Below are 25,659 nucleotides of genomic sequence, written 5' to 3'. Positions count from 1 at the left end.
CTACCTGCCCACCGGGCCCCGTGCGGTCCGCCCCCCCGGCGTCACGGTCCCGCGGCCGAATCGCCGTGCTCGCGGCCCCGCTCCTACACTTGAGCAGATCACACCGAAGCGCCACCGGCCGAACGGAGCCCTGACATGACCACTCTCGGAGTGGAGGAGGAGTACCTCCTCCTCGATCCGGCGTCCGGTTTGCCCGCTGACCACGCCGACGAGGTGGAGGAACTCCTCGGGAGGGTCCCGGAGCTCAGCGCCGACGAGATCCAGCGTGAGCTGCTCACGTGCCAGATCGAGACCGCGACGTCCGTCTGCGAGACGCTGCCGGAGGCGGAGAATGCCCTCCTGGCCTTCCGCAGGGAGCTCTCCGGGGCGGCCACGCGCGTGGGCAGTCTCGCGGCAGCCACGGGGACCGCGCCCTGGATCCGTCCCGAGTACCCGCAGCTCACGGACAAACCGCGGTACCAGGAGCTGAGGGCCAGTGCGCCGGGGATCGTGGGCGACCAGTTCGTCAACGGCCTCCACATCCACGTGGCCGTGCCCGACCAGGAGCGCGGCGTCCAGGCGCTCAACCGGATCCGCCCCTGGATCCCGCTGCTCACCGCACTCGGCGTCAACGCGCCGTTCTGGATGGGCCGCGACAGCGGGTTCGGCAGCTGGCGGGTGATCCACTACCGCCGCTGGGCCGTGCAGGGCATTCCCCCCTACTTCGCCGACGCCGCCGACTACGAGCGCCGGATCAGCCGGATCGGTGCCACGGGCGCCATCCTGGACCGCGGTGTGCTCACCTGGGTGGCACGGCTCTCCGACAGCTTCCCCACCCTCGAGCTGAGGTCCTGCGACGTCCAGCTCGAGGCGAAGGACACCGCCCTGCTCGCCGCCCTCACCCGGGCCGTGGTCGTCACCGCCCTCCAGGACGCCGAGGCGGACACCGCGCCGCTGGTCCCGGACCCCGAACTGCTGGACGCAGCCCTGTGGCAGGCGGCGCGTGACGGCATGGAGGGCACCCTGGTGGATCCGACGTCGTCCGCACCGGTCCCTGCACACCAGCTCCTCGAGACCTTCCTGGAGCTGGTGGGCCCGGCGCTGGAGGCCGAGGGCGACGCGACACGGGTGGGCGAGGAACTGGCCACGCTCCGGGAACGCGGCACCGGGGCGCAGCGCCAGCGCGCTGCCCTGCGGGACGGCGGCGACGAGGCACTGCTGGCCCTCTACCGGGACGCCCTGACCGCTCCGTAGTGCTCGCCGTCCGCTGCTGATCCGGCACGGACGGGACCCGGGCGGATCATCAGCAATCGGCGGACCTCGGTGCAGCCGTGCCGGCCGTGCGCCGCCCTCCGGAGGACTCCGGTCAGGGTGCCTCCGCCCGCAGCTCGATGAGCAGCGTCTGCTCCGGCAGCAGGACCGGGGCCTGCAGACCCACCTGCTGCAGCACGCGCCCGGACAGCCGGAGCGGGGCGCCGTCGAGGGCCGCCTGCAGCCAGGGAAGCGGTGACTGCCCGTTCCCGGGATGGCCCTCCTCCGGGACGGCGAGGTCCACGACGTAGAGCGCATCCGGGTCCAGCCCCGGGAAGGTCAGGGCCCCGGGCGGGTAACTGGCACTCGATCCGGTGAGCGAGTAGCCGAACAGGGCCCGGGAACGGTCCCCGGAGACCGTGCCCCGCAGATCCATCGCGGGGTCGGCGAGATCCGCGTGCACCACGGTTCCGGCGTGCAGGTCCTCGCGCCGGGCGCGGTGCAGCCGCACGTAGCGTCCCAGCACCTCGGCATCCCCCGCCGACAGGTCGGAGATGTCCCACTCGATGCCGTAGTGGCCGAAGATCGCCGTGCCCGCACGGAACGGGAGCGTGTGCGCGCGTCCGGTGGAGTGCGAGACCGGCCCGCCCACGTGCATGCCCATCAGCTCCGGCGGGACCACGAGGCCCGTGTACTTCTGGTTGACGAGACGCTCGATCGGGTCGATGCAGTCACTCGTCCAGATCCTGTCCGTGCGGGCGAGGATCCCGAGATCCACCCGGGCACCGCCCGAGGCGCAGCTCTCGATCTCCAGCCGCGGATGACGGCGCCGGAGCTCGTCGAGCAGGCGGTACAGCGCCTGGACGTGGCGGTGCACCCCGGCCTGCCCCGTCCGTGCGTCCGCGGCCTCGAGCAGATCCCGGTTGTGGTCCCACTTCACGTACGCGATCTCATTCGCGGACAGGATGTCGTCCAGCCGTTCCAGGATGTAGGCGTACGCCTCCGGGTGCCCGAGGTTCAGCACCTGCTGCTGACGCCCGGGGAGCGGCAGCCTTCCCTCGGGTCGCAGGATCCAGTCCGGGTGGGCCCGGGCGAGGTCCGAGTCGGGGTTGACCATCTCCGGCTCGAACCACAGCCCGAACTCCATCCCCGCACGGCGCACATGGTCGATGATCGGCGCGAGCCCGTCCGGCCACACGGTCTCGTCCACGTACCAGTCCCCGAGGCCCGAGGTGTCGTCGCGCCGGCCGCGGAACCAGCCGTCGTCGAGCACGAAGCGCTCCACGCCGAGCGCCGCCGCACGGTCCGCCAACGCGAGCAGCCGCGGGAGGTCGAGATCGAAGTACACCGCCTCCCAGGTGTTGAGCGTCACCGGACGGGGCCTGCGCGGGTGCACGGAGCGGCTCCGCAGGTGGGCGTGGAACCGGCTCGAGAGCTCGTTGAGGCCGTTCCCCCAGGAACCGAGCACCTCGGGAGTCGAGTAGCTCTCCCCCGGACCCAGGACCACTTCCCCGGGGGAGAGTTCCTCACCCGCCGCCAGGTACGCGGGTCCGGCCGGGGTCTTCTCCACGAGCACGTGCTGGTTGCCGCTCCAGGCCACGTGCACACCGTGGACCGCACCGTGCTCGAAGCCGAACCCGGCCACCCCGGCCGCGAGCAGCACCGTGGCATCCGCCCCCGGCCGTCCGCGCCGACTCGTCCGGGCGTGCGTCCCGGCCGTCAGGGCGGAACGCTGGGGCGAGCGCTCGCGGAGGTGCCGGCCCGTGGTGTCGAGGATCTCGGTGGCGGACGGCGGCAGGGGGAGGAAGACCCTCAGTGCCCGTACCTCGTAGGGCCCGCTCCCCGTGTTGGTGAGGACGATCCGCTGGCCGATCAGACCCGAGGCGGTGAGCGCGAGGTGCGCGGTGACGGTGAGGCCCGCGACGTCGTCGTGCCCTTCGATCAGCACGGCGGCGTCCTGCTGCTCGACCGTGATGCCGTCGAAGCGCGGGTGGAGGTGGGTTCCCCCGCGGTCCCCCACCAGCCCGGGTGTGCCCTGCCAGCCCACGGACTCGAGCGGGAGCATCCCCGTCCGGGCGGGCACGTCGATCCCGCCGGAGACCCGCTGCGGTTGCTGGGCGCGAACGACGCCGGCCAGTTCCGCGGCACCCAGGGCACCGAGGTCCGGGCCCCAGTAGATGAGGGCGGGAAGGCCGTGCGGCTGGGGTTCGAGGACCACGCTGGTCCCTCCACGGGACAGGTGGAGGGGAGCAGAGGTCATGGTTCTTTCTACCCCGGCGCAGGACGGGCGGACAACCGAGGGCTATCGTGGGCGGTTGTCCCGCCGGAGCAGCCCGACGATCAGGCAGAGCAGCCCCAGCACGAGCGGGATCAGCGTGTAGAGGGTGTGCGTACCGCCGAGATAGCTCATCGCGAAGATGTAGACGAAGGTCCCGCCGACGAGCAACCACCCGAGCACGATCAGCGCGCGGCCCCTGTGGGGCGGCGGAAGGGGTGGGAGCCACGACGGCGTCCGGTCGGTCCAGCTCATCGTCCCAGTGTAGGTGCCGCGTTCCACGGCGGCACGGGTGCCTTCACCCCTGGACGGAGGAACCCGCCACCGCCCGGGAACGACGAAGCGCCCCACCGGTATCCGGTGGGGCGCTTCGCAGGGATGTGGAGATGGCGGGAATTGAACCCGCGTCCGATGCGGTGTTGTCAGGGCTTCTCCGGGCGCAGTTCGCGTCGGTTTTTCTCGGCTTCAGCCATCGTGCGAACGAGTGGCTGCCAAGCCCAGTTGTATAAGAGTCCCCCCGGTCCCTACAACGAGGACCGGGAGCAGTGGCCCTCTAAATGACGCCAGTATCCGGGGCGAGAGCAAACCCGGGCTGACGGACTAGCTAGGCTGCTTAGGCAGCGAGAGCGAAGTCAGTGCGCTTTTGTTCGGCACTTATTGTTTTACAGGGAGCGTTCACGAGATAACCCTGTATCCTCGGCCCGCTTCCCCTGTCGCGACCAACATCGTCGAAACCTGTCATCCCCTATGCAGTTGTCAAGCTGCGTCCCCGGATCCAACCGGTGAACCCGATCAGTCTAACCCACCGGCCCGGGGAGCGCAGCCCGGGCCGGTACGCTCCGAGCGAAAGGCCGTCACCCGTCAGGCGCCGAGGTTCTTCTCCCGCATGGCCCGCAGTGCCTCCCGGTTGTCCTGCTTCTCCCGCAGGGTCTGGCGCTTGTCGTAGTCGCGCTTACCCCGTGCCACCGCGATCTCCACCTTGGCCCTGCCGTTGAGGAAGTACAGCTGCAGCGGTACGAGGGTGAAACCCGATTCACGGATCTTCTGCGAGATCTTCGTGAGCTCCTCCCGGTGCAGGAGCAGTTTCCGGCGTCGCCGTGCAGCGTGGTTGGTCCAGCTCCCCTGGGAGTACTCGGAGATGTGGATCCCCTCGAGCCAGAGCTCGTCGTTGTAGAAGATGGCGAAGCCGTCCACGAGGGACGCCCGGCCCGCGCGGAGGGACTTGACCTCGGTTCCCATCAGCGCGAGGCCGGCTTCGTAGGTGTCGAGCACCGCGTAGTCGTGGAAGGCCTTCCGATTGGTGGCCACGACTTTCCGGCCACTTTCCTTCGGCACGGCAAACTCCTTCGCAGAACTGCTGCGGGCGGTGGCCCGCGAGTGGACAGTGCCTACCATCCTACGACCTGGGGCCTCCCGACCCGGATCCATGAGCCTGTCATTCAACATGGCCTCGAAGTACGAGTGGTACCAGGAGCACTTATCAGCCCTGCGAGGGTGGCATGAATATCACCCGGACACTGGCGTGCCCCGACATTCAACGGGCCGTGCCTGGACGATGATGGGACGATGCGCGGAATCATCCTCGCCGGCGGCACCGGCTCACGACTTCATCCCATCACGCTCGGTATCAGTAAGCAGCTCGTACCGGTGTACGACAAACCGATGATCTACTACCCGCTGTCGACGCTGCTATTGGCCGGTATCAGTGAGATCCTCATCATCACCACACCGAAGGATGCCGAGCAGTTCCAGAGCCTGCTCGGTGACGGCGCGTGGTGCGGGGCCAACCTCACCTACGCGAGCCAGCCGGCGCCCGATGGTCTCGCCCAGGCCTTCGTCATCGGGGAGAGCCACATCGGCCAGGACGACGTGGCACTCGTCCTCGGCGACAACATCTTCTACGGCCCCGGTATGGGTGCAACCCTCAGCCGGTTCTCGGGCATCGACGGTGGGGCCATCTTCGGCTACCACGTGCAGAATCCTCGTGAATACGGTGTGGTCGAGTTCGACAGCGAGTTCAGAGCCCTGAGTCTCGAGGAGAAACCGGACAAACCACGCAGTAATTACGCGGTACCCGGACTGTACTTCTACGACAACGATGTCATCTCCATCGCGAAGTCACTGAAGCCGTCGCCGCGGGGTGAACTCGAGATCACCGACGTCAACAGAACCTACCTCGATGCGGGCAGGTTGAGAGTCGAGGTTCTTCCACGAGGTACGGCGTGGCTCGATACCGGAACCTTCGACTCGCTCAATGATGCCGCAACCTTCGTGCGGACGATCGAGCATCGGCAGGGACTGAAGATCGGGGTGCCGGAGGAGATCGCCTGGCGTCGCGGGCTGCTGAACGACGACGACCTGCTCGTCAGGGCCGAGGGGCTCCTCAAGAGCGGGTACGGGCATTACCTGAAGAACCTCGTCTCCCGCGAGAGGGAGAATTTGCGGTAGCCGAGACCCCTGGGTCCACTTGAGGTCGCCGAGGTCACCGAGGTCACCGGCTCGGGACGAAAGCGGTATCCAGCCGCACCCTGCCCGGAAGCAGCGACGCGGGTGTCAGCCGGCGTCGTTGCGGTTGTTCGTCCGCCACCGGATACCGGCGTCGATAAAGTCGTCGATCTCGCCGTCGAGCACCGAGGAGGTGTTCCCCACCTCGTGGTTGGTGCGGAGGTCCTTCACCATCTGGTACGGGTTCAGCACGTAGGAACGCATCTGGTCGCCCCAGGACGCCTTGACGTCACCGGCGAAGGCCTTCTTCTCGGCGTCCTCCTGCTCCTTCTTCAGCAGCAGGAGCCGCGACTGCAGCACGCGCATCGCCGCTGCGCGGTTCTGGATCTGGGACTTCTCGTTCTGCATGGAGACCACCACGCCCGTGGGGAGGTGGGTCAGCCGCACCGCCGAGTCGGTGGTGTTCACCGACTGCCCGCCCGGGCCGGAGGAGCGGAACACGTCCACCCGGATCTCGTTGTCCGGTACCTCGATGACGTCGGTCTGCTCGATGAGCGGGATCACCTCGACGGCGGCGAACGAGGTCTGGCGGCGCCCCTGGTTGTCGAAGGGGCTGATGCGCACGAGGCGGTGGGTGCCCGCCTCCACGGACAGGGTGCCGAAGGCGTAGGGGGCCTTGACCTCGAACGTCGCCGACTTCAGTCCGGCCTCCTCCGCGTAGGAGGTGTCGAGTACCTGGGTGGCGTAGCCGTGGCGCTCGGCCCACCGCAGGTACATCCTCAGCAGCATCTCGGCGAAGTCCGCGGCATCCACGCCGCCTGCTCCGGAACGGATGGTGACCACGGCCTCGCGTTCGTCCCACTCCCCCGCCAGCAGGGTCACGATCTCGAGGTCGTCGAGGGACTTCCCGAGCAAGCCCAGCTCCTTCTCGGCCTCGGCGAGGGAGTCCTCATCGCCCTCCTCCTCCCCCAGCTGCACGAGCACCTCGAGGTCGTCGATGCGACCCTCGAGGGTCTCCAGCCGTTCGAGCGCGGACTGCCGGTGGGAGAGCTTCGACGTGACCTTCTGGGCGGCCGCGGGATCGTCCCACAGATCCGGGGCACCCGCTTCCTCGCTCAGTTCCGCGATGTCCTTGCGGATCCCCTCGACGTCGGAGACCTGCTCGATGGACTGGTACTTGGCGCGGAGCGCACGGATCTCTGCCGGAAAATCGATGGTTGCCATGGTATCTCCAGCCTACGTCATCGAGGTGGTCGGGCCGCGGGTGCGGAAGAGCGGACGGACCCGCGGCAGAGTCCTGCACGAGCGGGCCGGGCGTCACCGGGTCAGTTCCGCCCGGGCGTCGGCCTGGGCCACGATCGGGATTCCGGCGGGCACCAGGAAGTTCACGATGGGCGGGTGGACGACGGCGGTGAGGACCACCCGCGCCGTGCGGCCGTCCGGCGCACCGGTCGCGGGATCGACGGTCAGGAGCTCGAACCGGTCCCCCGCCCCGATCGCGGTGAGGTACGCCGTCGTCGAGTCCGCCACCCGCGCGCCGTCCAGGGTGGGAAGGGGCGGCGCTGCACCCGGACCGCCGGTACCGACGTCGATGCTGTAGTCGTCCGCGGCGGCGAGCGCCGCTCCGTCCGCAGCGGAGAGCAGCTTCTTGTGCTCGATGTAGACGGCGGACACCGCGAGCACCACGGTCACCACCAGGAGGGAGACCAGGAGGTACCCGATGATCAGCACACCCACCTGTCCCGCGTCGGGCTCGACGGCGGTACTGCGCGGGCGACGCCGCATCCGTGGGACTGCACGACGTCCGCCCAGCCGGATGCTCACCCGAAACGCTCCACGATCTGCACAGCGACGGCGTCGACGGTCGCGGCGGACGGGTTCGATCCCAGGAGCTCGGGTAGGAGAGGAAGCGGGACGTCGAGCCGCACCACCACCTGCACACTGGAACCCGGTGCCAGGCACTCGGCGTCACACGTGATATCGATCGAGGCCTGTTCCTCGGCGAAGTCGAAGTCCGAGAGCGTGAGCAGGGCCGCCGCCCGGGCACGGGCGTGTGCCTCCTCGGTGGTCGGGGCGTCCACGAACACCTTCGCGGCCTGGTCGGCGGCGCCGACCACGGCGAAGGACCCGCCCTGGAGCTGCCCCACCGTCAACACCAGGTAGACCACGGGGATCAGGAGCAGGACGCCGAGGAAGATGAACTCCACCACCGCGCCGCCCTGCTCGGCGTCGTACTCCGCGTCCGGACCTCCCTCGGACATCAGCCGCCGGAATCTCCCCGTCCACGGTGCTCCGCGGCCCGCTCTCCTCGGCCCCTCGAGCGGTACTGATCCCATGGTGGGTTTCGCGGCGCGTACAACCGTGGACGCGCGTGGCTCAGGACGGTAGGGCGGCATGTCCTCGCACCTCCATCACCCCTCCGGGTCCCACCAGTCCGATCACGGGCAGGGGTGCGCGCACCACCACCTCCAGGGTCACCACACCGCCGAGCGTGCTCTGACCGACCGTGACGTCGGAGCTGTAGGTCTCGGAGAGGGAGCCCCGGATCAGCTCCTCCGTCCTGGTGGCCGCGTCCTGCGGATCACGATCCGCGAGCGCACCGTAGCGCGCCCCGGAGGACGCCGCGTCGATCAGGGTGTTGCGGACGTGCAGTACGAGGGTGAGCTGCAGGATCGCCACGAAGATGACCGTCAGCAGCCCGCCGATCAGCGCGAAGTCCACCACCGCGGCACCGCGCTCGTGGTCCTCCTCGGGCGGTCGCGACCTGCAGCCCTCCGGGGCCGCTCCGTCCGCTCGGGTCACCTAGCGGGAGACCTGGTCGATGGCCGAGTTGAACAGCCCCTCGAGCGCCGGGCCGGCGATGGCGAGCAGCGCGGCCACGAGGACCGCCGACATGAGCGTGATCATCACCCAACCCGGTACGTCCCCCCGCTCGGGGTCCTCGGGCACCCTCACCAGGGCGGAGACGGCGGCGACCAGGAGGAGGGCGAGGCGGAGGGCGGTGGTCGTGATCTTCATGGGAGTACTCCTGCAGTAGTGGTGGGCGGATCAGAAACCGAGGTTGATGAGGGCGATCCCGGGATAGACGGCGAAGAGGACGGTGAGGGGAAGGACCCCGAACACGAGGGGCACCATCATCGCGATCTCCTTCTTCCCGGCGGACTCCATGAGGTCGCGTTTGGCGAGGTCCCGGACGTCCTGGGCCTGGGCGCGCAGCACGTCGGCCAGCGGTGTCCCGCGTTGCACCGCGACGGTGATGCCGTCCACGAAGCGGGCCAGCGGTGCCAGGCGGGTGCGGTTCGAGAACTGCTGCAGCGCTTCCACCAGTGGTTTACCGGCACGCGTCTCGGCCAGGACCAGCCCGAACTCTCCGGCGAGCTCACCGCTGGCGGTCCTGCAGATGCGCTCGAGCGCCCCAGTGGTGCTCTCCCCCGCGGAGACGGCGAGCGCCATGAGCTCCGCGAGGCTCGGGAACTCCGCGAGCATGCGCGCCTCGCGACGTTTGATGTCCGCGGAGAGCAGGTACTCGCGTCCCACGAAGCCCAGCACGGCGCAGGAGAGGATGATCACCACCGCCAGGGGCACGTTGACGGACCCCGAAGCCGCGAGGAGCACGGTGACCACGGTGGACAGCCCCAGCGCACCTGCGGCCCAGAGCAGCTGCTGCGCCCTGAAGTCCGCGGTGCTCTGACCCTTCCCCGCCTGCGCGAGGCGCCGCGCCAGACCGGCCGACGCCGGGTTGAACCGGTGGGACCAGGAGACGGCGTCGGCGAGCAGGGGGCGGAGGATCCGCTCGAGCGGACCGAACGGCGTGACATTGGCCGGGGTCGCCGCCAGCAGCCTCGACTGCATGTCCACCGCCCGGAGCTGGGGTGCGATGCGCTGCGTCAGGGTCACGGGTCGCATGGGAGGCAGCCGGACCAGGACGAGCCACAGCCCGATGCCCAGGACGAGTCCGCACAGCGCCGCCAGGGCGAGGACCGGTGTCATCTCAGGACCCTCTCGTCCTCGGGCAGCGCTCCCACCCGCAGCATGATGCGGTAGCAGACCACTGAGATCACCAGTCCGCTCAGGAGCACAGCCACTCCGCCTGCGGAGTTGTACGCCCGGACGGCCTCGGGCCGGGTGGCGAGCAGCATCAGGACGAACCAGGGCGCCGCCACCGCGAGCCGCGCGGCGTTCACCGTCCAGGACTGCCGTGCCTCCAGTTCGCTGCGGGTCCGTGCCGAATCGCGGAGGAACTCGGACAGCGTGCCGAGTAGCCGGCCGAGATCGGATCCGCCCACCTCCCGGGTCATCCGCAGCGCCTCGACGATCCTGTCCGACACCGGATCCGCCAGGCGCTCCTTCAGCCGGTTCAGGGCGTCGTCGAACCGGCCACCCGAACGGTAGTCCGAGGCGAAGGCCTGGAACGCCCCGCGGAGTTCCAGCGGGCCCTTGTCCCCCAGCTGGATCAGGGCCTCCGGGAGGGAGAGTCCCGCCCGGATCGCGGACCGCAGGTGGTCGACGGCATCCGGCCAGAGCTCACGGAGCGACGCCGTGCGCTTCGCAGCCCTCCAGCGGACGAGCGAGAAGGGCAGGAGACCCCCGAACAGTGCGAAGCACAGGGCGATGGGGGTGGAACCGGTGAGGACGACGACGACGAGCAGCACCACCGTGCCCACCCCGATGCAGGAGGCGATCAATCCTCTGGCGGACACCCGCTCCACACCGGCCCGGAGCAGGAGCTCATCCAAGCGGCGCTGCCGGACACGGTTCTTCCGCTTTCCGGGCGGACGGTCCCAGCACGACCACCAGATGAGGAACAACCCCGCACCGAGGAGGACGCCGAGGCCGGCGCTCATTGCAGTGCACCGAGGAGAGCAGAGACGTCAATTCCGGCAGCCGCGAACTTCTCCTCGGCGGGCATGCCGGTGACGGTCAGCTCGAGGACGCCGTCGATCCTCTTGAACACGGGGGAGGACTCGATCACGCCGTTCTCCACTCGCCGCCCGAGGGCCATGATCTCCATGACCCGTCGATGCCCGCCCGGCAGTCTCGCGCAGTGCACCACGAGATCGATGCAGGACGCCACGGTGGGCACCACGAAGCTGCTCGAGATGTTCTCCCCCGCGAGGAGGGGCAGCGTGCAGATCTTGGTCACGGCGTCGTGCGCGCTGTTGGCGTGCACGCTGCACATCCCGGGCAGGCCGCTGTTGAGGGCGATCAGCATGTCCAGGCTCTCCGCCTCGCGGACCTCCCCGACGATCAGGCGGTCGGGTCGCATCCGAAGGGCCTCCTTCACGAGGCGGCGGAGCGGGATCTCCCCGTGTCCCTCGAGGTTCGGCTGCCTGCACTGCAGCCCCACCACGTCGCGGAGCGGGAGCTGCAGCTCGAAGATCTCCTCCACCGTGATGACACGTTCCCGTGACCCGATGGACGCACCGAGGCAGTTCAGCAGAGTGGTCTTGCCCGCCTGGGTGGCACCGGACACCAGGATGTTGAGGCCGCTCGCCACCGCCGCGTTGAGGAAGCGCGCCGCCTGCGGGGACAGTGAACCGAGTTCCATGAGGTGGTCCAGCCTCGACGCCCGTGCGATGAACTTCCGGATGTTCACGGACCAGTGCCGCCGGGTGACGTCGGGGATCACCACGTGGAGGCGGGAGCCGTCCGGCAGGGAGGCATCGACGAACGGGGGCGACAGATCCAGCCGCCTGCCCGAGGACTTCAGCATCTTCTCCACGAGGTCGCGGACCTGCTGGTCGGTCAGCGAGAGCGCGGTCAGCTCGGACTCCCCCGCCCGGGCCACGTAGACCTCGGAGGGCGCGTTGATCCAGATCTCCTCGACGGTGGGGTCGTCGAGATACGGTTGCAGCGCCCCGAACCCGGCCACCGCGTCGTAGATGGTCTTGCGCGCGAGATCGACCCTGCCGAGCGGCGGGAGGACGCCGAGGAGGGAGCGCTCGTCGTAGTCCGCCACGGCGTCGTTCACGAGGAGCTGCACTTCCGCCACCTGCCGTGAGGGGTCCAGCCCACGGCGTCGGATCAGCTCGCGGACCTCGCCCTCGACCATCCGCACGGCGTCCATGGCGTCCCCTCTACACATTCGGCGACGTCGCGGACGACGCCGAGGACGGCGACCCGGGTGGCTCCGCCGGATTTCACAGTAGCGAAGGGCACACGGACGCAGTAGAGATCCGACTACCTGTGTATATTCTGCGACTACCTATTTCGCGGGTTTTCGAAAGCGAGTACGAAACACCGATACATGGCGGCTCGTGGTCCGGCGCAGGTTTTACCAAAGATCTCGTCTGCACTTTTACAACCCCGGTCACAGCCGTGACCGAACTGTAGTCTGCTCGGGATTCACTCAGCTGGCTGACGCCCGGATTCTGCTGGAGAAACCCGTGAACCTGCCCTCCCCTGCCCGCCTCCTCTGCGCCGCATTGCTGTCCGTCGGTCTCATCGGCAGCGCTGTACCTGCGGTCGCGAACACCGTGACACCACCACCGACGCCGTCGGCGACCACGTCGTCGTCGCCGACCCCATCCCCTTCGTCATCGCCGTCGCCGTCGGTGCTCACGGGCCCCGGCACGGAGGTGACGGCTGTACCGGAGGAGCCGGTCACCCCGGTCCAGGAGGCCACGACGACGCCGGTCGAACCAGCGGACGCGGCGCCCACCGAGGTGGAGGAAGCCCCGGCGGCACAGGACGAGATCACATCCTTCGTCCCGGACCTGACCTGGAACCCGCTGGACGACCCCAACTCGAATGCACGGTACGGCGATGATCCCGGCGATCACGACCACGAGCACGACCACGGGTCCGGGGCTGCTGCGATGTCGGGCCTCGACGACGGCGGTGGCCTGGCGGCGATCGCCCCGCGATCGGGTGAGTACAAGATCACCCTCGTCACGGTGCAGCTCACCGGCAAGACCGTGGCCGACACCGACGCCATCAACATGACAGCGGCCAGGAACTCGATCGACAGCGCCAACAACTACTGGCGCTCGGCCTCCGACGGCAAGATCTCGCTCCGCAGGGTGAACGAGTTCCGTCACAAGTCCGCGGCCCGCATCACCGACTCCTACTCCTCGATCATGGACACCGTCACCCGGGAACTGAAGTGGCAGGCGCGACCCTACGAGAGCCTCGTGATCTTCGTTCCGCACAAGGACCTCAGCTACGGCGGATCCTGGGGCATCCTGGGTGGCGGCTTCACGGACGGTCCGACCAGTGGGCGTGTCATCATGCCGTACCCCTCGGCGCTGACGAACAACGTGGTCACCCATGAGTTCGGCCATGTGCTCGGTGTCCACCACGCCAACACCCTCGCCTGCAACAACGGACGTCAGGACGTCCCGAGGAACGGCAGGTCCTGGGGTGACGGCAACTGCTGGTCCGCGGAGTACGGCGATGTCACCGACCTCATGGGGTACGCCCAGGTGAGCCAGCCCATGATCAACTCCCTCATGTGGGAGTACGGCGGATTCGGCCGCGGGGACGAGATCCAGAACCTCGGCAAGATCACGAACGACCGCCAGGTCACCCTGCGTCCCTGGGCCGGCAGGAGCGCCAACCGGGCGGCCAAGTTCACCGATCCCGTCAGCAACGAGGTGTACTACCTCGAACTGCGGACCCCGGAAGGGTACGACGCCGCAACGGCAGTCGGCGGGAACCGTGGCGTGAAGATCATCAAGCAGGACCCCGTGTACGGCTGGGACGGGAACGCTTCCGCAGCGTTGACGCCGAACAGCAGGATCTCCGGGTACGGTAACAAGTCGCTGACCTGGCAGGCCGGACAGACGTTCACCACGCATGCCGGTACGAGAGTACGCATCGACTCCATGGACAACGGGAGTGCACAGATAAGAGTCATGGCCCCAGGAGCTGCGGCGTCGCCGGGTGTGTCGGCGATTGCGGCTGCTGCCAGTAGGACACCCGGACTCGGCGCCACGACCACCGGCGTGGTCTGCGGACTGGTCCGAGGCGGCTGCTATCAGAAGTTCCAAGGCGGCGACATCCACTGGACCTCCTCCACCGGAGCACAACCCACCAAGGGTGGCATCCGCACCGCCTGGGGAACCACCGGCTACGAGAACGGACGCCTCGGCTACCCCACCCGCGCCGAAGAATGCGGACTCACCGGCGGCGGCTGCTACCAGCGCGACGAGAACGGCGGCATCCACGGGACCCCCGCCATCGGCGCACGCCCCACCAGGGGGGGCATCCGCACCGCCTGGGGGACCACCGGCTACGAAACTGGAGGCCTCGGCTCCCCCACCGGGTCCGAAGCCGGCGGCCCCGCCGGCGGCGGCTGCTACCAGAAGTTCCAGGCCGGCGACACCCACCCGGCCCCCGGCGTCGGGGCACACCCCACCAGGGCAGGCATCCGCACCGCCTGGGCAAACACTGGCTACGAAAGAGGAAGCCTCCGCTCCCCCACCGGCGGCGAGGTCTGCGGACTCGTCAAAGGCGGCTGCTACCAGAACTTCCAAGGCGGCGCCATCCCCTGGGCCCCCGGCGTAGGAGCACACCCCCCCAAGGGCGCCATCCGTACCGCCTGGGCCAACACCGGCTACGAAACCGGACGCCTGGGCTATCCCACCAGCTCCGAGAACTGCACCACCACAACCCGATGCACCCAGACCTACGAAGGAGGAACCATCACCTGGACCCCAACCACCGGCGCCACCCCCCGCTACAACCGATAAACCACTCGTAACAAAGCCCTGCGGAACCAGAATCGTCCAGGCAGCGTCCGAGCTGACGGTTGGACATCTCAATCCATGGAGAGAACATTGACATCATCACCAGTGCGTCTACTGGCAACCACTGCGGTTCTACTAGCCGCGCTCGTATCCGGTTCGATCCCTGCGGCACACGCCGTGACACAGCCAGCGCCACCAATCGGAACAGGTGGATTACCGGGGGGGCCCGCAAGCGGCGCAGGTAACGAGGCGGCTGCCCTGTCAGTGGGGGAAGAGGCAGTCGCCCCTCCCGTTTCAGACTCATCAGCCAACGAGCCTCTGTCTCAGGAACAGATGGCAGCGAATGAGAAGTCTCTGGCTGCTGAGATCGGTACTGATGGAGCATCACTGGGTCAAGGACTCAGACGTATCGCCGTATCAGGAGACGCGCAGCTTGAACCACCGACGGGCGACAGGGGCTCAGATCTGCCTCAGGGGTCAGCGGCCATCAACCCCTGGAAGCCCTCGGGCGTTCTCGGGGTCGACGTGAGCAGCCATCAGTTGACGGTTGATTGGCGCGCTGCGTGGAACAATGGGGCGCGGTTCGCGTATGTGAAGGCTACGGAAGCGACCAGCTATGTCAATCCATACTTCAATCCTCAGTACCGCGGTTCCGAATCGGTCGGCATGTTGCGTGGCGCTTACCACTTCGCCATCCCGAATGTCTCTACTGGCGCTCAGCAGGCCAACTACTTGATCAACAACGGCGGCGGCTGGTCCCCGGACGGCAAAACTCTGCCACCTCTGCTGGATGTGGAGTACAACCCTTACCCGAGCCTCGGTAATTCCTGCTACAACATGAGCGCCACCCAGATGGTGAATTGGATCAAGGATTTCTCTAGGACCGTGTATAACCGCACGGGCCGCCTCCCGATGATCTACACCACGGCTGACTGGTGGAACACGTGCACGGGTTCCTCGCGGGCGTTCGCCGATCATCCCCTGCACATAGCGAGCTACAACAACAGCGGCGCCGGAAGGATGCCCGCTGGATGGACCGGGTACGACGTATGGCAGTACACGGAGCACGGCCCCGTGGTTGGGGACTGGAACCAGTGGCCTGCAAGCATCAATGCACTTCAGGCTTTCGCGCGCAATAATGCCGCGTCACCTGCACCTCCTACGACACCTGCGTCGCCGGGTGTGTCGGCGATTGCGGCTGCTGCCAGTAGGACACCCGGACTCGGCGCCACGACCACCGGCGTGGTCTGCGGACTGGTCCGAGGCGGCTGCTATCAGAAGTTCCAAGGCGGCGACATCCGCTGGACCTCCGCCACCGGAGCCCAACCCACCAAGGGTGGCATCCGCCCCGCCTGGGGAACCACCGGCTACGAGAACGGACGCCTCGGCTACCCCACCCGCGCCGAAGAATGCGGACTCACCGGCGGCGGCTGCTACCAGCGCTACGAGGGCGGCGACATCCACTGGGCCCCCGCCAGCGGAGCACACCCCACCAGCGGAGGCAGCCGCCCCGCCTGGGGACACCCCGGCTCCGGCACGGGGCGCCTCGGCTACCCCACCGGGTCCGAAGTCTGCGGCCTCGCCGGAGGCGGCTGCTACCAGAAGTTCCAGGGCGGCGACATCCACTGGGCCCCCGGCGTCGGGGCACACCCCACCAGGGCAGGCATCCGCACCGCCTGGGCAAACACTGGCTACGAAAGAGGAAGCCTCCGCTACCCCACCGGCCCCGAGGTCTGCGGACTCGTCAAAGGCGGCTGCTACCAGAACTTCCAAGGCGGAGCCATCACCTGGGCCCCCGGCGTAGGAGCACACCCCACCAAGGGCGCCATCCGTACCGCCTGGGCCAACACCGGCTACGAAACCGGACGCCTGGGCTATCCCACCAGCTCCGAGAACTGCACCACCACAACCCGATGCACCCAGACCTACGAAGGAGGAACCATCACCTGGACCCCAACCACCGGCGCCACCCCCCGCTACAACCGATAAACCACTCGCTCAACTGGTTGTTCACTGAGGATTCAGGCGTCCTGACGTGCTTCTTTTCAGTAGAAAGGCCGAGGGGGACGCGATACGTGACCCTCTCGGCCTTCGTCGTTCTCCCGGGACTTCATGACCGGGTACTTGACCTCCTGACATTCCTGCAAGAGCTGGACATCAGACCATGCGGGTTCCATGACACCGCGTCGACGACGAGATCCACGCAACGCTCACCGTGCTGGCGGAACCGAACATACTCCTCGGCATGTCGGCCCATGGTGAGAGCGGACCGGCTGTTCCGCCAACGCGGAAGAAGTCCCATCGAGTAGTACTGTGATGATCCAGTTCATCCGGGTTGTGGGTCGAGCTCGGACGGGGCTCCACTTCTGAACGGGGGGCCGGAGCACAGGCCTCTCCCCTCAGTAGTGATCACACCACCTACGACGATCGTCACGGTGCTGGGGTTCACCACGATGGTGTCATCGAACGGGACCAACGTTGGTGGGTCAACCGGATACTGCGTGCCGGGTATGCCGATGTCGCCGAAGCCTGAGAAACAGGGACGGGTGACATCAGGAAAGGCGATACTCTCGCGATTCGTGTCACACAAATTTGTACCGTCCGCTGTCATCACGTCCGGTCAAACAGAATTACTGCGTCTTCATGAAGGCGCCGCCAGGCTATCGAGGATCATCCCGAGGATGTGCAGCATCTTCGACGCCGCAAGCCGACACCGCGACTACCGCAGAATAATCATGCGCCCTTGGTGGAACTATTGCGGGGTGTCTCACTCAGTGCTGTTCGCGAGAGCTGGCCTGTGTGTGTTCCTTCCCAGGGGCGTTCGGCCTCGTCCAGCGCAATCCGCCGCGAGAGCTTCGTGACGATACCCTCCATCTGCCGGAAGCGCTGGTGCGTGGTCGAGATGAATACCAAGAACGAGACGATGAACGCATACAGCATGAGATCGGTTCCACGCCCGACTCCCAGGACACCGGCCAGCCGGCTGAGAATCTCCGGGAAGAAGATGGACAGTACTGCTACCACTGCGAAGAGCAGCACCATGATTCGGCGAATTGCGAGATGCTTCGCGTTCGAGCCGCCGCGTACAAGCACCAGAGAAAAGAGTATGACCGCGAGGACAAGCACTATTTGTAGAAGAATTATCATGAGAATTACCTAAAAAGCAGATCCGCGACGATGTTCACGGAATTGAGGAGGGACTGCCCTTTCGCCTTCGAGTAGTCCGTGTAGATGATCTCGACTGGATGTTCGGTCCATCGCGGCTTCAGCGCGACAATGATCTGGATCAACTCCGAGGCGTGAGCCATTCGATTCTGGGTCAGATGCAGGTGGGCCACCACGTCACGGTTGAACGCGCGAAGACCATTGTGGGCGTCGGTCAACGCCATACCGGTCGTCATCCGGGTCTGCAGGGCTGCGGTGCGCAACACCAGACGTTTCATACGTCCGATCTTCGTGCGCCCGTCCAGGAAACGCGACCCGAGGACGACGTCAGCCTCATCCGCTTCGAGCCTCTCCACCATGGCTCGGGCATCGGACACGCGATGCTGCCCGTCGGCGTCGAAGGTCACGATCGAAGTCATCGCGGGGTCCTGCAGCGCATACTCGAAGCCGGTCTGGAGTGCCGCTCCCTGCCCCAGGTTCACGGGGTGCTGAACAACCACTGCACCGGCGGATCGCGCCGCCGCCGCTGAGCTGTCCGTACTCCCGTCGTCCACACAGACGACATGAGGAAATACCTGGATGAGGTCGGTGATGACGGAGCCGATGACGGGAGCCTCGTTGAACAGAGGAATGACGATCCAAGTGCGGCTCACCTTCCCAGTATCGCACGGAGGATTGTCCACCTCGGCTTCAAAAGCCGGGAGGGCGACCACTGCGGCTGACGAGGGGTTACGAGATCTTGAAGTCGACCGACTGCGAAGGGTCACTTCGCTCGACGAGCCGAAGGCCGTTCCTGCGGCGCCTGCCACTCCGTAAGTGCATGGTTCAACGCGACAGCCCCTCTCACGAGGTGGGCTCGCGTGCGAGAGCGTAACTGCCAGACAGCCCGCGTCACATCCGCTCCCGTGGCCGCCACGATGTCGGCCCGCGCCAGCTGCTCCATGAACGTCTCATTCGTCAGGACCGACCGCGCCAGCCTGCGTGAATGGAGGTTGTCCCGGACGAGTCGCCCAACCACTCCGGCAGGACCTACAGCTCCTACCAAGCGATCGAGCCACCGCTCGAGGACTCCTGCTCGTAGAAGGGAAACGGGATGACTCCCATCCGGCAGTTCTGCACCTTCGACGACGAACGGGACCAAGGAGACCGTGACTCCGCTGATGGAACCGGTCCGAGAACGAAGGTCCTGAAGAACTTCCGTGTTGCCCTGCCCCATTAGAACCAGCACTTCCACCTGCCTTGGGGAAACCGAGGCTCCGGCCCCGTCCATACCCGCCGTCGGCTCCGGCTGTAGGGCCTCATCGGACTCGACGGTCGCACCTGGTGTCACGGAATCGACCCGAGCCTCCAACTGCACTCGAGACCTCGCGCTGACCTGCGTCAGCTCTTCGACGACCGGAGCCATCAGAGTTGTACGCAGGAACGACTGACCGTAGTCCCACGCCGCGGCCCAGCGTTCCGGGTCCGGTTCATTCAGAACCTGTGCGCACTCCTGAAGAGCTGCGCTTATGGAAGGTGCCGTCAGTTGCTCGGCGGGGAACCAGAGCGGGTAGTCGCGCAGCAGTTCCGTCGCCGCGTTGCCCTGCTCATGGACGGATACGATCGGTAGCCCGGTTGCGAGATACTCGGTTGTCTTCCCTCCAGTGACGTACTTGCCTGACGCAAGCAGCAGGATCAGCGCGTCCTGGTTGCCGTAGAAATTGGCGACCTGCCGTTTAGGAACGGGCCCGTCGTATTCCAATCCATGTCGACGGACATCCTCAAGTCGGCGGAGTAGCTCGGGCGAAGAACTTCCACTCGAACTCAGTTTCCCTCTGATGTGCGCGATGGCTGTCGGAACGTCGTTGTCGTCGGAGACACCGAACGCATCGACCCAACCTTCGAGAAGCTCGTCGAAGGGATTGTTCTCATGTTGCAACGTCCCCAGATAGCCGAAGGATGGTCTCGTGACCGGCTTCACCACAGGTCTGGCGTGCCCGGGCTGAGGATCGAAGCCGTTGGGAACCACCCGCATCTTCGAGGTAGACCTCGGATACCTTCGCGCGTACTCCTCCTGAATCGGTTCATTGACGAACCAGATCTGCAATGCTCCTTCGAGAAGCGTCGACTCCAACTTCCCGGTACGGGACTCGACGGCGAAATTTTCACGTCCATTGATCGTGTTGAAGGCCCATGCATCTCTGTAATCCATGACGTAGGGAACCCCAGGTAAGGAACTCGCGACAGCGAACGACACGTACGGGCTGGCCGATCCGATGACCAGATCTACCGTGTGACGTCGGTGGATCTCGCGAGCAGCTGCTGAAGCCGGCTTCCGCCACAGCCCATGGAACTTCTCCGGGAACGAAGCCGCGCTTCGCAGGGACAGGAGCCGCTCCCAGACATACGGTGCTTCGACCCGTAACCTCGAGAACGCACGGAGGTTTCCCTTTGCTGGTTCCTCCGACCCGCCGTCGGATACACGGACAACTCGCACCGACGGATCGACGGACTGCAGGAGATCGGTGTCAAGGCCGGAGATTTCGGACCAAGTCTGGCCGTGGATCGTGAGTACAGTGACGTCCCATCCTGCCCCAGCAAAAGCATTCGGCACCGCGAGACTCCGATACACGGAGGAAGCTGTGCTCGGTGGGTACCCGAAAGCCACGTACAGCAGATGCGGTTTGGCCTGAACGGCGCCACTCACGCTGATTCTTCCTTCTCGGACTGCTCCGACACATCGGCATACACTGCCTCCAACCGTTCGATCATGCCGGCCGGGTCATGGTGGCGCCGCACGTAGGCAGGGCCGCCCGTACTCTCCGAGGTCATGTGCGGATCGGCCAGGGCTTCGAGGACTGCGGCGCCTGCATCCTGCCGGGCGACCACGATCGCCCCCATATCCTCACCCTGCGGATACCCCTCCACGGGATCGGGGAAGACCAGGGGAACGCCGATGGCCATCGCCTGCAGTTCGCTGACGGAGAGGATACCGGCCGTCTGACCCACCGCTACATGTGCACGAGCAAGTTCGGCCACATATCCTCGGAGGTCCATCTTGGGCATGAGCGTAACTCCAAGGCCGGCAGCTTCCGAAGCCCGGTTCCCCCAGTCCAGCCCGACGACATCGGCTCTATTACCTACGGCGGAGACCACTTGCGCAGCAGTCTCCAGTAGGCCGTCACCACCTTTTTGAGCATCCCATCGGGATGGAAAGAAGACGCGAGGACGGGCGGCAGGGGTCCACTCCGGCAAAATGCTCAGATCCATCGCCTGCGGCATGTACTCGGCATCTGGACGCGCCCGTTCGGCCTTCTCCCGCAACTCCGGGGTTGTGTAGAAGACGTGTCGCGCCAGATCGACGTCCGCTTTCAGTTGCGCGTGATGCTCATCCTGCCAGTAGTTCTCCTTGATATCGGTTCCATGCAGAGTCAGAATGTATGGGCGTTTGAAGCGCCCACGGGCCCACTTCGCACGTCCGCCCATGTGGACATGCCACAATTTCGTCCGCGGGTGATTCAAAGCCAGCTCGGCGAGGAACCGGTAGTAGGCCTTCTGCGTTCCGCCTCGCGTCCACGGACCCTGAACCTGCCGCCATGGCTGCTTCTGTCGACGCCCTTCAGCCACGAGTGCAGCTCCAACGTCTGCGCAGTCGAATAGGTGCGTTACCCGGGTAGTACTTGACATGGACGCCATCCTCTCACGCGTCTTCGAGCCGCTCCGTCACGTAGCTCGACGATTCACAAACAGTGCCCACGTAAGATGGAGCGGGTGCTGACGTACGGCAGTACCCTCCCCGCCGCTTCGGAGAATTGATGAAAGAACTTATTCGCGTCCTGCGCGAACTCATGCCCCTTCTCCCTACTGATGCTCGCCGGTTCATCATCGTGTTCGGTCTCGGCCTCTCCCTCTTGTCCCTAGTGGAAGCGGGTGCGCTCGGCATCTTCGCCGTGGTGATGACCCAGATTCTCGCCGGGGGGGATCTGAATCTGCCGGTGATCGGCACCATCTCACAGGAAGCCAGCCTCTGGGTCCTGATCGCCTCTGCAGGGCTCATGATTCTCAAATCGTTCGTCGGCATCTGGATGCAGTGGATCTCCACCCGGAAATTCGCGCGTTTCGAACTCGAGATCGGCACGCACCTGTTCAACAGCTATATCCGCTCACCGTGGACCGAACGCATGAAGCGCTCCACGGCCGAACTGGTGCGCCTCATCGACGTTGGTATAGCCAACACGATCGCCGGTGTGCTGATCCCTGCTGTCACCATCCCGTCACAGGTCCTGTCCTTCGTGGCCGTTCTTGGCATCCTTGTCGTCACCCAACCGTTGACCGCGGCCATCACCGTCATCTATCTGGGGCTGATCGCCGGTCTCCTCTACTTCTGGCTGACCAAGAAGTCGTATCAGGCTGGTCGCGTCAACAGGGACTCGGCAATGCGGATGTCCACTCTCGTGTCCGAGATGATCTCGGCACTCAAGGAGATCACACTCCGCGACAAAGCCGACGAAGTAGGCGATGTCGTCTTCGTGAGTCGTTCGGGCGCGGCCCATTCCCGTTCCAATATCCGCTTCCTGGCAGCAGTCCCCAAGTTCGTGATCGAGATGGCACTGATCGGAGGTTTCCTGCTCATCGGTACCGTCTCGTTCCTGACCGGAGGACTGGAGAACGCGCTTGCCGCAGTGGCCATCTTCGGTATCGCGGGATTCAGGATGATCCCCTCCCTCACTGCGGTGCAGTCCATGTTGACGCTGGCACAATCCACCCTGCCCTACACCAGTGTGGTGATGGCCGACATCAAGCAAATGGAGTCCTACAGTGATCGTAACGAGAACATCGGGCGTCGCTCGATCGGTACGGAACCGCAGACCTTGACGCTGACCGATGTCGGATTCACCTACCCCGGTGCCGCGTCGCCCGCCGTGAGTGCGGTGAACCTCGACATCCCGATCGGGTCCTCGCTCGGCATCGTCGGTCAATCCGGTGCCGGGAAGTCCACCCTGATTGACATACTTCTGGGCCTGCTGACGCCATCGGCGGGCCTGATGGAACTCGATGGTGTGCCGCTGGACGAAGTGCTCGCCGACTGGAGATCCCGGGTCGGTTACGTCCCTCAGGATGTCGCCATCTTCGACGGGTCGATCGCCCAGAACGTCGCCCTCACCTGGGGGGAGGACTTCGATGGTGAGAAGGTGCGGCAGGCCCTACGACGAGCGCAGCTCCTGGACACCGTCGAGGCCCGGGCGGGAGGCATCAACGGCAGGGTCGGGGAACGGGGGCTGGCACTGTCCGGAGGCCAGCGCCAGCGCCTGGGCATCGCTCGCGCGCTCTATGTCGATCCGCTCGTGCTGGTGCTCGACGAGGCGACCAGCGCACTCGACACTTCAACGGAAGCGGCCGTAGCGGCCGCAATCCGCGAACTACACGGCGAGATCACGGTCATCTCCGTTGCTCACCGGCTCTCCACCATCCGGTACAGCGACCAGGTCTGCTTCATGAAGGACGGGTCAATCGTGAGCCGGGGGACCTTCGACGAAGTGGTTGCTGGAAACGCGGATTTCGCACAGCAGGCCATGCTCGCCGGGCTCACCTCGAAGGAGTGACCGGTCCAGGCACCTGTGACCGATCCTCCGGGTGTCCTGACAGTACCTCAGCAGGTCCCAGCTGCCGACTCGGCGACGATCCGGTAGCGGGATTCGAGCATCGGGATGTACGACGCGGCGTCATATCGCGGTAGTGCCCAAGCCGAGCTCCCGAGACGACGCGCGGCGGCAGGGGCATCATCCAGTGTGTCGAGAACCTGCGAAACGACGTCGTCCACAGAGCCCTGCATGACGGGCGGCACCGAGCCGTCGTCAGGTCTACCGATCCGATGTCCCAGCGCTGCCATCGGCAGCCCCATGCAGAGTGCCTCGAACTCGCTGGTCGCGAAGTTGTCCGTGGCCTGACCGATGGCGAGATGAGATCTCGCCATCAACCCGTGGAACTGGGTCTGTGTCATCCGCGGGAGAAGAGTGACCCCCGCCCGGCGTGCTTCCTCGGCCCCCGGTCCCCAGTCCACTCCGAGAAGGCGCGCTTTCGGGCGGATCGAGCGTGATAAGGCGGCGGCCAGTTCCAGCTGTCGGTCGACCCCCTTGTCCTCGTCCCACCGTGAGACGAACAGGACCGTGGGCTCGTCACCGTCAGGAGCCCAAGCGGGCAGCGTAGCGGCATCGACAAGGGCTGGAAGGAACTCGGCATCGGGGCGCGCAGCCCGTGCATTGTCCGCAGTGTCGTTGTTCGCATAGAAGACGTGAGCAGCGCCGTCCACGGCGCGCTGTATCTCGTCGTGGTAACCAGGATCCTTCCACTGCCTGCGGATGTCGGACCCGTGCAGAGTGAGCACGTAGGGTCGCTTCGGTACCCCGGGGTCGGCCAGCAACCGCGCGGAAGTTCCGTAGTGCACGTGTACTACTTCCGCACGGGAGACGGCACGCACACGACGGGCCCAGTACGGCGCATAGGCCGCCTTACGTCGGATCAATCCGCCCGTGACGGGGCCAAGGGGCCGAACCCGGGACGGTGGTAGGTAGTCCCATGTCACCCCCGCCCGAGCCGCAGCGGCAACCATCGACCGCGCAACCGATGCGCAGTCGTTGAACTGCAGAACCCTGGTCGGGGTCATGCCTTGGTACGAGCCATCAGGGCGTCGACGGCCCGCGCCCACCCCTTGACCTGTTCCTCTGCCGAGAGCTTCCGCGCAGCTACGGCGGAAGCCTGCTTGTAACGCGCCACGTCGTCGGGTACCAGGGAGTCGATGGCCGATGCCAGCGATGCTGCCGAGAAGTCATCTGTGACCCTGCCCAGTCCCTCCTGGCGGACCAGCGCAGCCATCTCGGGTGACGGGCCGATCACGAGACCGAGCCTCGCCTGGACGAAATCGAAGAACTTGTTGGGAAGCGCCCACGCGAAGTTGAAGTTCATGGGCGGGAGGACGTACAGGCCCACGTCGTAGACGTTGAGAGTCTTCGTGAGGTCCGCGTACGGCACGGGGTCATGCAGGGTGACGTTCCGCATCGTTGACAGGCGGGCCCTCAGCGATTCGAAGTAGGCACCATGGTTTTGCGTCAGATAGAGGTCGAGCGTCGCGTCCCCCGTGAGCAGATCCATGGCGTCCAGCATCACCTCCAACCGTCCCTGCTGCGCCGCCCCCGAATGCACGAGACGAATCGGCGATCCCACCGGCCCGGGTTCGGCGTCGATGTAAGGGGCTGCGTTGGTTACCACCGTGGGTGCCAACCCGAACTGCCGCCCGTACTCATCGGCGATGTGCGCGGCAACCGTGGAGACGGAATCGGCTTTCGTGGCGAATGTACGGACCATCCACCGCATGAAGGGCGCCACGAACAGCTTCCAGCGGGGCAATTCCTCCTTCATCCGCGGGCTGTACTCATGCAGGTCGAGATGCACACCATGCACCGACCGCAGGGAGAGAGCGAGGCCGGCCGCATCGATGTCGTTGGCGAGGACGACGTCGAACTCGTGGTCGATGAGACGTGGCTTCAGGTAGGAGATGACCGGATTACCCCAGTATGCCCTGCGGTAGGCGCGTCCCATCACAGCGATGCGGTTGTACTTCCACTCCTTCAGATCCGAGGGAATGCTGATGTGGGCTTCCACCCCTTCCGGCGCGGCGCCGTACCCACAAGTCACCACCTCGTAGCGATCCTTGAACAATGCGATCTGCTTGAGGATCCTCGCATCCGATCGGAGCGGGGAGAAGGACATAATGAGCAGACGCGGTGCGGACATGGGCCCATTATGTCAGTCCACCGGTGTATCGCCGCGCTCGAATTGGGAAACCTCAACCGCGAGGAACCGCCGGATAAAGTACTT

At 66.0% G+C, this 25,659-nt stretch carries 23 protein-coding genes and 1 other RNA gene; 5 read left to right on the top strand and 19 right to left on the bottom strand.

Going from position 1 to position 25,659, the window contains the following annotated elements:
* Nucleotides 1–135: 135 nt before the first annotated feature.
* Entirely contained in the window at nt 136–1,233 is a 1,098-nt protein-coding gene (locus AC792_RS05650; protein WP_049829594.1) for a carboxylate-amine ligase, read from the top strand.
* Nucleotides 1,234–1,345: 112 nt separating this feature from the next.
* Here the strand turns inward: AC792_RS05650 and AC792_RS05645 are convergent, their stop codons facing one another.
* The 4 genes from AC792_RS05645 to smpB all read right to left on the bottom strand — a co-directional run bounded on the left by AC792_RS05645 (nt 1,346) and on the right by smpB (nt 4,840).
* The gene (locus AC792_RS05645; RefSeq protein WP_049829593.1) at nt 1,346–3,490 is read right to left on the bottom strand and encodes an alpha-galactosidase; all 2,145 of its coding nucleotides are present in this window, start codon (nt 3,488–3,490) and stop codon (nt 1,346–1,348) included.
* A 42-nt stretch (nt 3,491–3,532) separates the two neighbouring features.
* Nucleotides 3,533–3,760 carry a hypothetical protein gene (locus AC792_RS05640; RefSeq protein WP_049829592.1) on the bottom strand — a complete coding sequence of 76 codons (228 nt, stop codon included), beginning with the start codon at nt 3,758–3,760 and terminating at the stop codon, nt 3,533–3,535.
* Nucleotides 3,761–3,883: 123 nt separating this feature from the next.
* Nucleotides 3,884–4,251, bottom strand: a transfer-messenger RNA (tmRNA) gene (ssrA, locus tag AC792_RS16275).
* Nucleotides 4,252–4,366: 115 nt separating this feature from the next.
* Entirely contained in the window at nt 4,367–4,840 is a 474-nt protein-coding gene (gene smpB / locus AC792_RS05635; RefSeq protein WP_049829591.1) for an SsrA-binding protein SmpB, read from the bottom strand.
* A gap of 231 nt (nt 4,841–5,071) precedes the next feature.
* Between smpB and rfbA the strand changes: the two genes are divergently transcribed.
* Nucleotides 5,072–5,953 carry a glucose-1-phosphate thymidylyltransferase RfbA gene (rfbA, locus tag AC792_RS05630; RefSeq protein WP_049829590.1) on the top strand — a complete coding sequence of 294 codons (882 nt, stop codon included), beginning with the start codon at nt 5,072–5,074 and terminating at the stop codon, nt 5,951–5,953.
* Between the two features lie 105 nt (nt 5,954–6,058).
* On the opposite strand, the gene prfB is transcribed toward rfbA, so the two are convergent.
* From prfB to AC792_RS05585, 9 genes are all read right to left on the bottom strand, one after another.
* A complete protein-coding gene (gene prfB / locus AC792_RS05625) occupies nt 6,059–7,174 on the bottom strand; it encodes a peptide chain release factor 2 (RefSeq protein ID WP_049829589.1) in 1,116 nt (371 codons plus the stop codon).
* Between the two features lie 93 nt (nt 7,175–7,267).
* Nucleotides 7,268–7,774: a pilus assembly protein TadG-related protein gene (locus AC792_RS05620; protein WP_326947774.1), complete on the bottom strand. Its 507-nt coding sequence runs from the start codon at nt 7,772–7,774 to the stop codon at nt 7,268–7,270.
* Nucleotides 7,771–8,211 (bottom strand): hypothetical protein, encoded by a 441-nt coding sequence (locus AC792_RS05615; protein ID WP_049829587.1) that lies wholly within the window; start codon nt 8,209–8,211, stop codon nt 7,771–7,773. Before AC792_RS05615 ends, AC792_RS05620 begins: the two co-directional genes overlap by 4 nt.
* Nucleotides 8,212–8,326: 115 nt before the next feature.
* Nucleotides 8,327–8,752 (bottom strand): TadE family protein, encoded by a 426-nt coding sequence (locus AC792_RS05610; RefSeq protein WP_049829586.1) that lies wholly within the window; start codon nt 8,750–8,752, stop codon nt 8,327–8,329.
* Nucleotides 8,753–8,968 carry a hypothetical protein gene (locus tag AC792_RS05605; protein ID WP_049829585.1) on the bottom strand — a complete coding sequence of 72 codons (216 nt, stop codon included), beginning with the start codon at nt 8,966–8,968 and terminating at the stop codon, nt 8,753–8,755.
* Between the two features lie 30 nt (nt 8,969–8,998).
* Entirely contained in the window at nt 8,999–9,940 is a 942-nt protein-coding gene (locus tag AC792_RS05600; RefSeq protein ID WP_049829584.1) for a type II secretion system F family protein, read from the bottom strand.
* The gene (locus AC792_RS05595) at nt 9,937–10,794 is read right to left on the bottom strand and encodes a type II secretion system F family protein (protein ID WP_049829583.1); all 858 of its coding nucleotides are present in this window, start codon (nt 10,792–10,794) and stop codon (nt 9,937–9,939) included. Before AC792_RS05595 ends, AC792_RS05600 begins: the two co-directional genes overlap by 4 nt.
* Nucleotides 10,791–12,017, bottom strand: a complete 1,227-nt coding sequence (locus tag AC792_RS05590; protein ID WP_049829582.1) for a CpaF family protein — start codon at nt 12,015–12,017, stop codon at nt 10,791–10,793. The genes AC792_RS05595 and AC792_RS05590 overlap by 4 nt, the downstream gene beginning before the upstream one ends.
* Before the next feature lie 282 nt (nt 12,018–12,299).
* Entirely contained in the window at nt 12,300–12,512 is a 213-nt protein-coding gene (locus tag AC792_RS05585) for a hypothetical protein (protein WP_152916045.1), read from the bottom strand.
* A 16-nt stretch (nt 12,513–12,528) separates the two neighbouring features.
* On the opposite strand from AC792_RS05585, the gene AC792_RS05580 reads away from it, so the two are divergent.
* Complete coding sequence (locus tag AC792_RS05580; protein WP_049829580.1) at nt 12,529–14,643, top strand: LGFP repeat-containing protein; 2,115 nt, start codon at nt 12,529–12,531, stop codon at nt 14,641–14,643.
* A gap of 522 nt (nt 14,644–15,165) precedes the next feature.
* Nucleotides 15,166–16,629 (top strand): GH25 family lysozyme, encoded by a 1,464-nt coding sequence (locus tag AC792_RS16270; RefSeq protein WP_235436411.1) that lies wholly within the window; start codon nt 15,166–15,168, stop codon nt 16,627–16,629.
* A gap of 744 nt (nt 16,630–17,373) precedes the next feature.
* Here AC792_RS16270 and AC792_RS05570 read toward each other — a convergent pair.
* The 4 genes from AC792_RS05570 to AC792_RS16885 form a co-directional block, all read right to left on the bottom strand.
* A complete protein-coding gene (locus AC792_RS05570; RefSeq protein WP_049829578.1) occupies nt 17,374–17,787 on the bottom strand; it encodes a DUF2304 domain-containing protein in 414 nt (137 codons plus the stop codon).
* A 5-nt stretch (nt 17,788–17,792) separates the two neighbouring features.
* Nucleotides 17,793–18,458: a glycosyltransferase family 2 protein gene (locus tag AC792_RS05565; protein WP_200903372.1), complete on the bottom strand. Its 666-nt coding sequence runs from the start codon at nt 18,456–18,458 to the stop codon at nt 17,793–17,795.
* Nucleotides 18,459–18,568: 110 nt separating this feature from the next.
* The gene (locus AC792_RS16265) at nt 18,569–20,491 is read right to left on the bottom strand and encodes a glycosyltransferase (RefSeq protein ID WP_160317617.1); all 1,923 of its coding nucleotides are present in this window, start codon (nt 20,489–20,491) and stop codon (nt 18,569–18,571) included.
* On the bottom strand, nt 20,488–21,411 hold the full coding sequence (locus AC792_RS16885) for a glycosyltransferase family 4 protein (RefSeq protein WP_152916043.1): 924 nt from the start codon (nt 21,409–21,411) through the stop codon (nt 20,488–20,490). The genes AC792_RS16265 and AC792_RS16885 overlap by 4 nt, the downstream gene beginning before the upstream one ends.
* Before the next feature lie 188 nt (nt 21,412–21,599).
* Here AC792_RS16885 and AC792_RS05550 point away from each other — a divergent pair, with 188 nt between their 5' ends.
* Nucleotides 21,600–23,387, top strand: coding sequence for an ABC transporter ATP-binding protein (locus AC792_RS05550; RefSeq protein ID WP_049829575.1), 1,788 nt, complete (start codon nt 21,600–21,602; stop codon nt 23,385–23,387).
* 47 nt (nt 23,388–23,434) lie between these two features.
* On the opposite strand, the gene AC792_RS05545 is transcribed toward AC792_RS05550, so the two are convergent.
* Nucleotides 23,435–24,169, bottom strand: a complete 735-nt coding sequence (locus tag AC792_RS05545) for a hypothetical protein (protein ID WP_200903371.1) — start codon at nt 24,167–24,169, stop codon at nt 23,435–23,437.
* Nucleotides 24,170–24,444: 275 nt separating this feature from the next.
* Nucleotides 24,445–25,575: a glycosyltransferase gene (locus AC792_RS05540; protein ID WP_200903370.1), complete on the bottom strand. Its 1,131-nt coding sequence runs from the start codon at nt 25,573–25,575 to the stop codon at nt 24,445–24,447.
* Nucleotides 25,576–25,659: the final 84 nt, after the last annotated feature.

Origin of the sequence: Arthrobacter sp. RIT-PI-e (genome assembly GCF_001187915.1) — a bacterium.
In the GTDB taxonomy this organism is placed as follows: Bacteria; Actinomycetota; Actinomycetes; order Actinomycetales; family Micrococcaceae; genus Arthrobacter_D.
The sequence above is the reverse complement of the archived record's forward strand: the minus strand, read 5'-3'. Positions and strand labels throughout refer to the sequence as shown.